The sequence below is a fragment of the Bacillus sp. FSL K6-0268 genome (assembly GCF_038005425.1).
Lineage (GTDB): Bacteria > Bacillota > Bacilli > Bacillales > Bacillaceae_G > Bacillus_A > Bacillus_A thuringiensis_S.
Genome location: NZ_JBBOTF010000001.1, coordinates 4,613,807 through 4,626,907, shown reverse-complemented (window position 1 = coordinate 4,626,907; position 13,101 = coordinate 4,613,807). Strand labels below are relative to the sequence as shown.

Below are 13,101 nucleotides of genomic sequence, written 5' to 3'. Positions count from 1 at the left end.
AGACACGGTTATTTGATTAGGCAGCTTGATAAAAGTGAGTCCGGTATTGTACCGGGCTCATTTTTAATTTTGCCTTAATCCGTTTCGTATTATAATAATCTATATATTTTTCTAATTCTATTTTAAAGTGCTCTACATTTTCAAATTCTTTTATGTAGAGGAACTCCGATTTCATAATCCCAAAGAAATTTTCTATTACTGCGTTGTCGTAACAGTTGCCTTTTCGAGACATACTCTGGACGATAGCTCTTGATTCTAGTGTACGGACGTATTGTCTCATTTGATAATGCCATCCTTGATCCGAATGCATCAGTAGCTGGTGCGTTTCAGGTAAACGTTCCAATGCTTTCTCTAACATGTCTGAAACAAGCGAATACGTCGGTCTAGAACCAATTGTATAGGTAATAATTTCACCATTATACAAATCTAATACAGGTGATACATACAGTTTTTCTCCAAACAATTTAAACTCTGTGATGTCTGTTACCCACTTTTGATTCGGTGCATCTGTATGAAAATTACGCTCTAAAATATTAGGTGCAATTCTACCGACTTTTCCTTTATAGGATTTATATTTCTTCATACGCACAACACACTTTAACCCAAGCTCTTTCATAATGCGCTGAACCTTCTTGTGGTTCACTTTCTGGCCACGATTCGTTAATTCATCACGAATGCGACGGTAACCATAACGACCTTCATTTTCCTCATAAATCGCTTTAATCTCAGCTTTCAAATCGGCATCTACATCTGGACGATTCATTTTCTTTACTAAATCATAATACGTGCTTCGAGGAATAGTAGCTAGCTCCACGAGTGCCTTCACCGAATATTTATGCCTTAATTCATAGATTACTTGCGCTTTGTCTTGTTTTGTGATTTTTCCTTGTTTTGAACTAAGGCATTTAACTTTTTTAAGTACTCATTTTCCATCTCAAGCTGTTTAATGCGTGCTTCAAGTGCTTCGACTGACCCTTCAGCTAAATGTTGTTTTAATTGTTTATTTGAATCTTTTTTCATGGATGGACGCCCCTTTTTCTTAGATTGAAGGGCATCAATTCCTTGTGTTTCGAGCTGTTTTTTCCAAACAGAAATCGTTGAAGGGGCAGGAATATTAAAGATAGCTGCCGTCTCAAATAAGGACATACCGTTTTCAATCATAAAGTTTAGTACGTCTAGTTTAAATTGTTGTGTGTAATTTGTACATCGTTTTAGAAAAGCTTCCAGACCATTCTGTTTATATTGGTTTACCCAATTCAAAATGATTGTGTCACTTATACCGAGCGATCTACCCATTTCTCGATAACTTTCATTTCCGTTCAAATAACGTAGAACGATTTGTATTTTTTCATCAGCTGTAAATTTAGCCATAGAAAAACTGCACCTCCAATTGTTAGACTGTGTCTAACAATTGGGGTGCAGTTCACTCAGCTTGCTCTTTTACTTATGACGACGATTTTTCCCACCAATCGGAATTGGTTTCGCTAAATATTTAATTCGTTCCATAATACGTGCTGCCTTCATTTCTTCAGCCTCACCACGCTGTGTATACGTTAAATGGTGTTCCAGTTGTTTAAAATCAAAATTAGACGTAAAGAACGTCGGTAAGTTTTCTAACATACGGAATTGCAAGATTGCACCAAGCACATCGTCACGCACAAAGCTTGACATTGCTTCTGCCCCGATATCATCTAACATTAAAACTTGTACGCGTTTAACCGCATCAATCTTTTCACCAATCGAATTATCTTGAATCGAACTTTTGATTTCACGTAAAAATTCTGGGAAGTATACGAGCATCGAACTTATTTTCTTTCGAGCAAGCTCGTTCGCAATTGCTCCTAAAAGGTACGTTTTTCCTACACCAAATTTACCGTACAAATATAAACCTTGTGCTTTTTTACCTGGTTCATATGTACTTAAAAATTCATTCGCTGCACCAATTGCATCGATACGTGCATTTAAATCAGAAGGGTCTAAGTTTTCCATAGTTGCCTGTAAAATATCCGTTGGCATATATACACTTTGAACGAGTTTTTCATATTTCTTTCTCTCGTCATGTGCTACTTTTCTAACGCAGCGATCATATTGAATATCAATCATTTTCCCTTGAATAACAAGCTTTGGCTCGTACCCTTGCAGCATATTTTTACATGAACCTAAATCCGGACAATCCACGCAACCTACACTTTGTCCAATATATTCATATAGCTTCACAAGACTGCGCTCAATCATAGAAGTCGTTACTTCACCTTTATGTTCGTCTATAAATTCTTTCACACGCGGATGCGCCATTACTTCTGCCTTTAATACTTCATATCTATTTTTAAATTTTTCATTTCCCATTAATTTTGCAAATGAATTTTGAATATGCTCCATTTTCTCACCTGTTATGAAGTGACCTTTGTCAATAGTTTTTCACCCATAATATTTTTCTTGATGGCATACAAAAGCTTCAGAAATAAGATCTATCGACAGTTAACCACTCTGTTATTCGTGGATTGGTTACCTCAGGTTAATGGTTCGTCGTTAGGCTCTTATAATCTCACTGCGTGGATCACACCTTTTCAAATTCTAATAAATAGCTTGTTTATCAGAATTTCAGCCATGCCAGAAGAGGTGAGTCATAGATAGCCAGACCTGTAATTCACTATCTCTGAAGCTCATCTATGCCATCAATTGATACCTTTGATTTCTAACTATGAATCAATCAACTTCATATCCTTCCCTCTTTATTTTCGGTGAATTTTACCTGTTTCTAATCCCCATATAAAACACCCCAGTTCTCTTGCGATAGCTGTAACGGCAACATTTCTAGGCTTCCCTTGATATATCATGCGATAATATTTTCTTTGTAACCTTTCTACAGCCTGATCCGCATAAGCAATCACTTCGCTTCGTTGCCCTTTTTGTCTTGCTTTCACTCGCTTCGATTTTAATCCGATTGCTCCTTTTACCAACGCATTTGCACATTCTACAAGAGTAGACCTAACGGTCGAATTTCCTTGTTTTGTAATCGAACGTCGACTGATTTTCTCTCCACTTGAGCTTTCGCTTGGCGTCAATCCTACATAAGCCATAAATGCTTTAGCCGTGGGAAAACGAGTGAAGTCTGCAATTTCCACATGAACAGTCATTGCCGATGTTGTATCTATACCTTTTAAGCATCTTAACTTTGCGATTGGTTCTTCGTACCTTTCACGATGAGATAATTCTTCTAATCTCAAACTGAACCGCTCAATTTTATCGACTAGAACATCATACTGTAATAGGTATTCGCCTAACGTTTCTTTGAATAATCCTTGTAGATCAAGATTCTTTAACCATTTCATATAAGCGATTGTCCAGCTTGATTTCCCTTCATACACATAGCCATGTCTTAAAAGGAATGCTTTTATCTGTTGTTTTATTTTTTTCAAAGATGTTTTAAAATCACCTAACATGCGGATATACTCTTTCACGGCAACATCCTCTTCTTCTGGAACATATACTTCTTTATAGGTGCCATTTGCTAAATTAAGAGCAATCATTTTGGCATCGAATTTATCATTTTTCACCATTTTGTTTTTTGATGAACTGTACATTGTTGTGGGAGCTAAAATATCACAATCAATTCCATTTTGTTCAAGAAGATTATGAAGTGAATACCCTAAACAACCAGCCTCATATCCAGCTTTAATTTTTATATCTTCACCATATTTTGTTTTCAGTTTCTCAACGAATTTTTTTACGAGAGATACATTTGAAGCACATCGTGCTTCTCTTACAATTTCCCCAGTTGTTCCGTGTAGTGCACATAAGCTAAAACTTTCCTTGTGGACATCCATCCCAATATATATTATATTTTCCATAGTGGCCTCCTATTATCATAGGGTATAACCCCATTCATAATGTTTTCATTCATTATTATGGGTTAAAATCCCTGACTTGATAATCTAGGAGGTCACTTCATATTATCTCAAAGAGCGTTCATTCTCTTCTATTAATCACGCTTATATTTTTTTAACACTTCTTCTAATCGTTTTCGTTCATCTTCTAACGTACTTGCATCTTTTTCTACACTTACATCTTTCTTCGCCGTTTCTTTCTCTTGTTCCTTCGGCTCTTCTTCCTTAAGCCAATCTGGTACCATTTCTTTCCGTACCGTTTTCTTCGCCGTACGGCCTTTTTTCTTCGTCTCAGCCCACTCTTGATATTGACGGTTCTCTTCTTTCGCTAACGCCATCGCGTCCGCTACTGTACCAACCTTTTTACGTGCCCAATGCCCAGCAATCTTCTCGACATACGTTTTCGCAAGTTTCATATCTGAGCGTAGCATAACGTAATAAATAAGTACATTCACAACTCCTGGTGTCAATTTTTGATTAATCATGACATCTTCAACGATTTGCAAGTCCGCTTTCGTTGCCTCTGCACCACCAGAAATCTCTTTCAATAATTGTTTTGGCGAGATTTCCTCTAGCTGCTTTATTAGCATCTCCTCTTGCGATGAAGGCTCTTTCTCTTTCATCGTACGTGCAGCATGAGGCTGTACTCTTTCACTTAATACCGGTAATGCTTGACCATTTTCAAATTGATACCAATCGCGAGCTCCTTTTCTAAGCCTTTCCATATCAATTGTTTGCATCTCTGTCACCGCACCAAGAACGATATTTTGCATCGATAACACATCTACACCATACACGTAAGCAAGTGTTATAACGCAGTCTCTTACTTGACCTGTAATCGACTTTTTAGGAACAAGAGCGGACAATCCATCTACAAATAAAGAGAAATCAAAGAAATCATTCCAAACTTTCGGAGCGTCTCCCTTCTCGTTACTTGGCATAGTTGTCGTTTTTGGGATACGAAGATCTTCTTGCGCATGCTCAAGCTGTCCTGGATTAAACGAACCAAACACATCATTGAAAGAGCGCGTAACATTTTCATAAGAAGCAAAATCAAATTCTTCTTCTAAGAAATATTGCTTTACTTGATTATATTTTGTCCGACTCAATCGATTGTATAAAAAGATACTTAAAACAATATCATCAAAAAACTGCTTTGGAGATAAAGGTGGTTGCAACTCATATATGAACATTCGAATATCTTTTTCTTTCTTAATATATACCTTCAAAAGCCCAATTGCCTCTAACTTTACTCGTTCCTCATATATTTCAGGAAGTTGCATTTGCATAGTCACCATAAGGGAATGATGTGTATTCTCTTTTCCAAATACACGATCTTGCTCTAGCTCCCCCCATAGTGTCATGTATAAGCTAAAAGCTCTACTACCTATTAACGGCTGATACAACATCGTTAATACTTTTCGGTCGTAATTATGCAGTAGCCCTTTCGCACTTACTTTATAACGATCAATCGGCAATAGCTCCATCCATGACTGTTTTTCCATTATTGCTTTTCCTTTCTCTCATCCAATCTATCCTCTACTTCATTCGTTCTATCTTCATTATATAAATTCTTAGTGAAAAAGAGCTATTAGCTTACGCTTCTAGCTCTCTTATCCTATTACTTACGGTATGTAAAGAGAATAAAATACAACTTCTACTCTCTTTCTTTTTGCAGTATATCTTTTAATTCTTCAATAAATACATTTAAATCTTTAAATTGACGATATACAGAAGCAAAGCGTACGTAAGCAACATCATCAATATCGCGAAGTTCTTCCATAACAATTTCACCAATCATATCACTTTTCACTTCTGATATACCTAAATTACGCAGTTCACGTTCCACGCTTTGTGTTACTTCTTCTAATTGTCTTAAAGATACTGGTCTTTTTTCACACGCTTTAATTAAACCACGTAAAATCTTTTCTTTATTAAACTCTTCTCGTGTGCCTTCTTTTTTTACAACGATAAGAGGTGACTCTTCTACCCTTTCAAAGGTCGTAAAGCGACTTAAGCAACTTTCACACTCTCTCCTTCTTCGAATAGAGCGCCCCTCGTCTACCGGACGCGAATCTAACACTCTTGTACCATTATGAGAACAGGATGGACAACGCAATTCATTCACTCCTTTACACTATACTCTTTATTTTTCTCTACTCACTTCACCTAAAATATATATACAATATTATATAACTCATTCTAACTCTCTTACCACTTTAAGTTTCAGCGCATCACTTTATCATCTCATCCTTAAAAATAAGATGGTATATAGGGCACTACCTCATTTGCAAGAGTACAATTTATTCAACTAACCAGTACGTTATATTACCTCTTTTTTATAAACTAAAAAAGAGGTGCATTATACACCTCTTTACATTTTAAATCAATTATGTTCTTTTTTAAAGAGCTTTTGTTTCTCTCTGCTTAATTTCGAAGCTACCAGTGCCTCGAGGAAGCTCGATGCTCTCACGCGTTTTCGCGTTTAAACCTTCTGCAATATATTCTGCAGCAACATTTGGATCAATACGATCCCCACAAGTATAAACATCAATACTCGCGTAACCGTGCTCCGGAAAGCTATGAATTGTTAAATGTGATTCCGAGATAATTACTACTCCACTTACACCTTGTGGTGCAAATTTATGGAAAGCAACCTCACGCACTTCAGCACCAGCTCTTAGTGCTGCATCCACAAATAATTGTTCAATATACGGCATGTCATTAAGCTTGTCGAAATCGCAATCCCAAAGTTCAGCGATCACGTGACGACCCATCGTATCCATAGTATCCATTCTACAGTTCCCCCTTGTAAATTTATTCTAACTGTTCGAATTGAAAACTAATTTGCAATTTGGCTTGCTCCACTACCACGGGGGAAAGTTAGTCCAGAGAGGTCCTAACCCTTTAAGTAGTGACTACGTACCTCAGCTCTTAAGTTTACGAGTGTTAGTATACTTTGTTTATTTTCATTTTGCAACAACAGTTTTTTCGATTTTCTGTCATATTTTCCTCTTTACTTTTCCCTAAAAAAAATAAACGATTCACAAATGCAGTAATCACAACGTTTCGTGGTATGTCCACTTTTTAAAATATACTCATATAATTTTTTTCCTTTTCAGAAAAAAATAAAAAAAGAGGGCAAATATTGCCTTGCCCTCCCCCTTATTCACTTAAATGTGTTGCACATTTTCTTGTTTCGCTAACTCTTCAACAACTAACGTTACAAGATCTACAACACGACGAGAGTAGCCCCACTCGTTATCATACCAAGCAAGTACTTTCACTTTACGATCACCCATTACCATTGTAGATAAACCATCAATGATAGCTGAGTGTGTATTTGTATTAAAGTCGATAGATACTAAAGGCTCTTCGCTGAATTCTACAATACCTTTTAACGCACCGTTTGCAACCGTTTTGAAAGCTTCATTAATAGCTTCAACTGTCACATCACGTTTTACGTCTACTACTAAGTCAACAAGAGACACGTTTGGCGTTGGTACACGAAGTGCCATACCATGAAGTTTTCCGTTCAAGTGCGGAAGAACTTTTGCTAGCGCTTTCGCGGCACCTGTCGTTGTCGGAATGATTGATTGTCCGCAAGCACGCGCTCTTCTTAAATCTTTATGTGGGTTATCAATATTTTTTTGGTCATTTGTATAAGCGTGAACAGTCGTCATTAAACCGTTTTCAATTCCGAACTGCTCATCTAACACCTTTACAACAGGCGCTAAACAGTTTGTTGTACAAGATGCATTTGAAATAACAGTATGTTTTGTAATATCTAATTGGTCTTCATTCACACCAACTACAATTGTTACATCTTCATTTTTACCAGGCGCTGTTAAAATAACCTTTTTCGCTCCAGCTTCAACGTGAAGAATTGCTTTTTCTTTTGAATTAAATTTACCAGTTGCTTCAATTACAACTTCAACACCTAAATCTGTCCAAGGCAATTCCTTTGGATCGCGGTTGTTTAAAAGGCGAATCATTTTTCCATCAACTAATAAGTGATCTTCAAATGCTTCTACTGTTCCGTCAAACTTACCATGAACTGTATCATATTTAATTAAGTGTGCTAACGTTTCAGATGGATAGCTTGCATTGATTGCTACAATTTCGAATGCGCTTTCTTTTATTGCTTGACGAAATACCATTCTCCCAATACGTCCAAATCCATTAATTGCCACACGAGTCATAATATGTTATCCCCCTTGAATGCGTTATACTATTTATCTCCAATCCCAATAATAGTATAACACAAAAAGGGGATATGTCACTAAGCATTTTCATTAATTTCACAATTTTTTAGTCAATAATGTTCCATTTCTTTAAAATCACCTGCAATTGTGTTTTCGTTCCCATAATTGTGCCATCATTATTTATCACTTCATCTGCATTTTTCACTTTTTCCGCTAACGGCATTTGAGATTGAATACGCGCCGTTGCTTCTTCTTCGGAAAAACCATTTCGTTTCATCAAACGTTCTAATTGTGTATCAGGAGTAACTGCTACAACTAAAACACGGTCAACGAGACTTGTTAATTTACTTTCAAATAAAAGAGGGATATCTAACACAATCGCTTGCATACTTTCTTTTATGTACATTTCCTTTTGTCTATTCATTTCCTCACGTACTGCAGGATGAACAATTTTGTTTAACTGCAATCGTTTTTCTTCATTATAGAAAACGACACTCCCTAATTTCGGCCGATCCAGTTCTCCGTCTTTTTGCAACACTTCCGTTCCAAATACTTCTACTATTTTGTTATATGCTGGTTTTCCTCGCTCTACAACTTCTCGCGCAATAATATCTGCATCAATAACTGGTATGCTCAATTCACGAAACATTTGAGACACTGTACTTTTTCCACTTGCAATGCCTCCTGTTAATCCAATTACTACTGTCATCATAATCCTCCTCATAATAAAAGGCGCGAAACTAATGTTCCACGCCCATACTTACATTTTCCAAATTCCAATAATAATGAGTAATACTCCAGGCAGGAATGTAAATTTTTGTAACCACTTCACATTCGATAAAACCGTCCCAAGTTTCATTCCAATAAACAAAAACAAAGAACTCATAACTGCAACTAATATCGCCATCATAGCGGGTGCATACCCTAATAAAGATGCACCAATTCCGGCACCAAATGAATCTACAGAAAGAGCGATACCAAGAAGTAATGCTTCTCCTGCAGAAATGGTGCCTGATTTATCAAAATCTGCTACAGTCGGTTTCCGTAAAATTTGAATTACTAGCCCTAGCGAGGCAATCTCTAATTTCCAGACCTTCTCCTCTTGCTTCGGTTCTTCTTTTTTCTCACTTCGAAAAAATTGATATAACACCCAAATCCCTATTCCAATAAGAACAAGCCCACCGATACGCGTTGCGATAACAGGTGAAAATATTTTCGCGATCATATGTCCAATTCCCATTGAAACAAGCATAACAGCCGCTGAACAGATTCCGATAATTATAATTGATTTTAGTGGAATTCTTACGCTTCTTAACCCATATGTTAGCCCTACACTACAGCTATCTAAGCTTAATGTAAAAGCTAATAAAATAAGAGATAAATAAAGGTACATCGGTAAGCTCCTCCCTTATACATAGCTCTGCTGTATGTATATGACAAATGCCTATCCGATGTTATCTCTTTTCTATATTCTAGGCTGACAAACTGGGCAGTAATGCGTTCCTCGCCCGCCAACTACTGTTTTTTCTAATATCGTACCACAAGTTACACACGGCTCTCCTTTTTTTCCATATACATTTAGGAGTTCTTGGAATGAACCAATTTGCCCTTGTGAGTTGATATACGTCCGAATTGTACTTCCGCCACGTTTTACCGCTTCACCTAACGTTGTAACGGTAGCCTCATAAATCCGCTCAATTTCTTCTACTGTTAAAGAAGAAGCTTCCCGTTCCGGATGAATTTGAGAACGGAATAAAACTTCATCAACATATATATTTCCAAGCCCTACTAAAAGACGCTGGTCCAATAGCACAACTTTTATTTTACGATTTGTCTTTTGCAATCTTTCTTGTAAATACTGCGGTGTCAATTCAGCATCAAACGGCTCCGGACCTAAGTCAGCAAGAGGCATTTGATTCATCTCTTCACCTTTCTTAAAGAGATGCATCGTACCAAACTTTCTCACATCTTTATAATGTAATTCAGTTCCATCTGTAAATAAGAAACGGACGTGCGTATGTTTATCAATCGGCTCATCCTCTTGATGTAGTAAAAACTTACCTTCCATACGCAAATGTGAAACAATAACATAATTTGTTACATATAGAAGCAAAAACTTTCCTCTTCGCTTTATATTTTCAATCTTCTCGCCTTTTAGCATTTCTTTAAAGATTTCTGCATCATCCGGTCGTTTCACTATTTTTGGATAAGTAACAATAACATCTTCAATCGTTTTTCCTGTTACAAGATTTTCAAGTGTCCGTCTGACGTTTTCAACCTCTGGTAATTCAGGCATTTCATCACTTCCTTATTTTGCGTCGTACCAAGTTGGACCGTAAGAATAATCAACTTTCAGCGGAACTGCGAGTTCAATTGCATGCTCCATTACTTCAGGTACAAGCTGCTCTAATTTTTCAATTTCTTCTTTTGGTGCTTCAAATATTAATTCATCGTGTACTTGTAGAAGAAGACGCGCTTGTAAGCCTTCTTCTTCTAAACGATCTGCCATAATAATCATCGCTTTTTTAATAATATCTGCTGCAGTACCTTGAATTGGTGTATTCATCGCTGTACGCTCAGCAAAGCTACGTAAATTGAAATTACGACTCGTAATTTCTGGAATATAACGGCGACGATTTAATAATGTGGCCACATATCCTTTTTGTTTCGCATCTTTTACGATGTCCTCCATGTATTCTTGTACACCAGGGAAACTTTCTAAATACTTTTCAATAAATTCCGCTGCTGCTTTTCTTGTAATCCCTAAGTTTTGCGAAAGACCATAATCACTAATACCATACACAATTCCGAAGTTAACAGCTTTCGCTTGTCGTCTCATATTTGAAGTTACTTCATCTTTTTCAACGCCAAATACATCCATAGCTGTTTTCGTATGAATATCCATGTCATGTTGGAATGCTTCAACTAGCCCTTTATCATTTGCAATATGAGCTAATACACGCAGCTCGATTTGTGAATAATCAGCCGCATACATAATCCAACCTTCTTCTGATGGAACAAATGCCTGACGAATCTTTCTTCCTTCTTCTAATCGAATCGGGATATTTTGCAAGTTCGGATCCGTCGAACTTAATCGACCTGTTTGTGTTAACACTTGATTAAAACGAGTATGAATTTTAGATGAATCTTCATGTACAACTTTCAGTAAACCTTCAATGTAAGTTGAATTTAGTTTCCCTAATTGACGATAATGTAAAATGTTTGGAATAATTTCATGGTGATCCATAAGCTTATCTAGTACATCAGCTGACGTAGAATAACCTGTTTTCGTCTTTTTAATAACCGGTAAGTTTAAATTCTCAAACAGAATAACACCTAGCTGCTTCGGTGAATTAATATTAAATTCTGTTCCCGCAAGCTTATAAATTTCCTGTTCCATTTCCTTTAATCTGCCTGCAAGTTCTTCTCCCATATTACGAAGACGCTCTGTATCAACTTTTACACCTTTTACTTCCATATCAGCTAATACACGCGCAAGTGGTAATTCTAACTCTGTAAACAGTTCATATTGCTCATTCTTCTCTAACTCTTCAACGAATGTTTGCTTTACATCATATAATACATGCACTTTACGAGCTACATGCTCCGCTACTACTTTTAACTCTGGAACAGCACGCTTCGCGCCTTTTCCATAAACTTCTTCGTCAGATTTCACAGCATGCGTTTCTTTCATTTTCGCTACAGTACGGAAATCTTTATCTGTATCAGCCGGATCAAGTAAATAAGCAGCGATTAATAGATCAAAGTCAACCCCTTGTATATCTATACCGTTCCATTTCAGTGCAACGATTGCACGCTTCGCATCAAATGTATGCTTTCTCATCTCTCCATCTGCAAGCCAGTCTTTAAATGCATCTGACTTAAGAGCAATGTCCTTTTGAATAAAGTAGCAACCATTTTCATTTTGAATACCAAAACCTTGAATATCTGCTTTATGATAGTTATCTTCTTGTACTTCAACAATAAGCGCACTATCTTGCTGAAGCATTTCTTCGGTAACTTCTTCCACAATATCAAATGTAATATCATCTAATTCAGCTGGAGCCGTTTCTTCTGGCGTAACACCTAATTTATTTAAAAGAGATGTAAATCCTAAACTCTCGAACATTGGAACGACATCACTTGCTTCATATCCTTTATATTCCATATCATCCACATGCACTGTAATCGGCGCATCTGTAATGATAGTTGCAAGATCTTTACTCATAAGAGCTTGGTCTTTATTTGCTTCCAGTTTTTCTTTTAATTTCTTCCCGCTTACTTGATCTAGATTGTCATACACTTCTTCAACCGTTCCAAACTGTGTTAACAATTTAATCGCAGTTTTTTCACCAACTCCTGGTACACCCGGAATATTATCTGATTGGTCTCCCATTAAACCTTTCATATCGATAATTTGCTTTGGTGATAAGCTATATTTCTCAAATAAAGCTTCTTTCGTATATTCATCTACTTCCGTAATCCCTTTTCGCGGAATACATACAAGCGTGTTATCAGAAACAAGTTGAAGTAAATCTTTATCTCCTGAAATAACTTTTACACTTGCTCCTTGTTCGCTTGCTTCTTTTGCTAGCGTTCCCATAATATCATCCGCTTCATAATTTTCCAATTCATAACGCGGTACGTTGAATGCATCAAGCATCTCACGAATAAACGGGAATTGTTCTGATAATTCAGGTGGGGTCTTTTGACGTCCGCCTTTATACTCACTATATGTTTTATGACGGAATGTCGTTTTACCCGCATCAAATGCTACTAACATATGCGTCGGTTTTTCTTCCTCTAATATTCTCATTAACATCATTGTAAAACCGTAAATTGCGTTCGTATGTATACCTTTGTCGTTATTTAAAAGCGGTAGTGCAAAGAAAGCACGATACGCGATATTATTACCATCTACTAATACGACCTTTTTTTCCAAATCAGAAACCTCCCCATGCAAATTTGAAATGATTTTTTTCACAGAAAAAAACCGTTCCTTTCCTCTC

At 36.8% G+C, this 13,101-nt stretch carries 11 protein-coding genes; all 11 read right to left on the bottom strand.

The window, feature by feature from the left end:
* Window positions 1-16: 16 nt before the first annotated feature.
* Window positions 17-1,371 (bottom strand): IS3 family transposase gene (locus MHI28_RS24125; protein ID WP_208730123.1). Its coding sequence is split into 2 segments (ribosomal slippage): window positions 17-918 and window positions 918-1,371, totalling 1,356 coding nucleotides; the frame shifts between segments, so codons are not numbered across the junction.
* 69 nt (window positions 1,372-1,440) lie between these two features.
* Window positions 1,441-2,379, bottom strand: a complete 939-nt coding sequence (dnaI, locus tag MHI28_RS24120) for a primosomal protein DnaI (RefSeq protein WP_000400117.1) — start codon at window positions 2,377-2,379, stop codon at window positions 1,441-1,443.
* A gap of 353 nt (window positions 2,380-2,732) precedes the next feature.
* Window positions 2,733-3,851 carry an IS110 family transposase gene (locus MHI28_RS24115; protein ID WP_277548338.1) on the bottom strand — a complete coding sequence of 373 codons (1,119 nt, stop codon included), beginning with the start codon at window positions 3,849-3,851 and terminating at the stop codon, window positions 2,733-2,735.
* A 131-nt stretch (window positions 3,852-3,982) separates the two neighbouring features.
* Window positions 3,983-5,392, bottom strand: a complete 1,410-nt coding sequence (locus MHI28_RS24110) for a replication initiation and membrane attachment family protein (RefSeq protein ID WP_000415033.1) — start codon at window positions 5,390-5,392, stop codon at window positions 3,983-3,985.
* A 152-nt stretch (window positions 5,393-5,544) separates the two neighbouring features.
* A complete protein-coding gene (nrdR, locus tag MHI28_RS24105; protein WP_001203687.1) occupies window positions 5,545-6,006 on the bottom strand; it encodes a transcriptional regulator NrdR in 462 nt (153 codons plus the stop codon).
* A 283-nt stretch (window positions 6,007-6,289) separates the two neighbouring features.
* Window positions 6,290-6,673 carry an adenosylmethionine decarboxylase gene (speD, locus tag MHI28_RS24100; RefSeq protein ID WP_002003660.1) on the bottom strand — a complete coding sequence of 128 codons (384 nt, stop codon included), beginning with the start codon at window positions 6,671-6,673 and terminating at the stop codon, window positions 6,290-6,292.
* Between the two features lie 387 nt (window positions 6,674-7,060).
* Complete coding sequence (locus tag MHI28_RS24095) at window positions 7,061-8,089, bottom strand: glyceraldehyde-3-phosphate dehydrogenase (RefSeq protein WP_000198979.1); 1,029 nt, start codon at window positions 8,087-8,089, stop codon at window positions 7,061-7,063.
* Window positions 8,090-8,198: 109 nt separating this feature from the next.
* Entirely contained in the window at window positions 8,199-8,801 is a 603-nt protein-coding gene (gene coaE, locus MHI28_RS24090; protein ID WP_000219323.1) for a dephospho-CoA kinase, read from the bottom strand.
* Between the two features lie 51 nt (window positions 8,802-8,852).
* Entirely contained in the window at window positions 8,853-9,485 is a 633-nt protein-coding gene (ytaF, locus tag MHI28_RS24085; protein ID WP_000281730.1) for a sporulation membrane protein YtaF, read from the bottom strand.
* 72 nt (window positions 9,486-9,557) lie between these two features.
* Window positions 9,558-10,388 (bottom strand): DNA-formamidopyrimidine glycosylase, encoded by an 831-nt coding sequence (gene mutM, locus MHI28_RS24080; RefSeq protein ID WP_340828315.1) that lies wholly within the window; start codon window positions 10,386-10,388, stop codon window positions 9,558-9,560.
* 12 nt (window positions 10,389-10,400) lie between these two features.
* Entirely contained in the window at window positions 10,401-13,034 is a 2,634-nt protein-coding gene (gene polA / locus MHI28_RS24075; protein ID WP_000412808.1) for a DNA polymerase I, read from the bottom strand.
* Between the last annotated feature and the right edge of the window lie 67 nt (window positions 13,035-13,101).

Excerpts from the sequence above, each read along its gene's own strand:
- dnaI (WP_000400117.1), bottom strand. The coding sequence starts at position 2,379 with ATGGAGCATATTCAAAATTCATTTGCAAAATTAATGGGAAATGAAAAA.
- coaE (WP_000219323.1), bottom strand. The coding sequence starts at position 8,801 with ATGACAGTAGTAATTGGATTAACAGGAGGCATTGCAAGTGGAAAAAGT.
- ytaF (WP_000281730.1), bottom strand. The coding sequence starts at position 9,485 with ATGTACCTTTATTTATCTCTTATTTTATTAGCTTTTACATTAAGCTTA.
- mutM (WP_340828315.1), bottom strand. The coding sequence starts at position 10,388 with ATGCCTGAATTACCAGAGGTTGAAAACGTCAGACGGACACTTGAAAAT.
- MHI28_RS24115 (WP_277548338.1), bottom strand. The coding sequence starts at position 3,851 with ATGGAAAATATAATATATATTGGGATGGATGTCCACAAGGAAAGTTTT.
- MHI28_RS24095 (WP_000198979.1), bottom strand. The coding sequence starts at position 8,089 with ATGACTCGTGTGGCAATTAATGGATTTGGACGTATTGGGAGAATGGTA.
- MHI28_RS24110 (WP_000415033.1), bottom strand. The coding sequence starts at position 5,392 with ATGGAAAAACAGTCATGGATGGAGCTATTGCCGATTGATCGTTATAAA.
- speD (WP_002003660.1), bottom strand. The coding sequence starts at position 6,673 with ATGGATACGATGGGTCGTCACGTGATCGCTGAACTTTGGGATTGCGAT.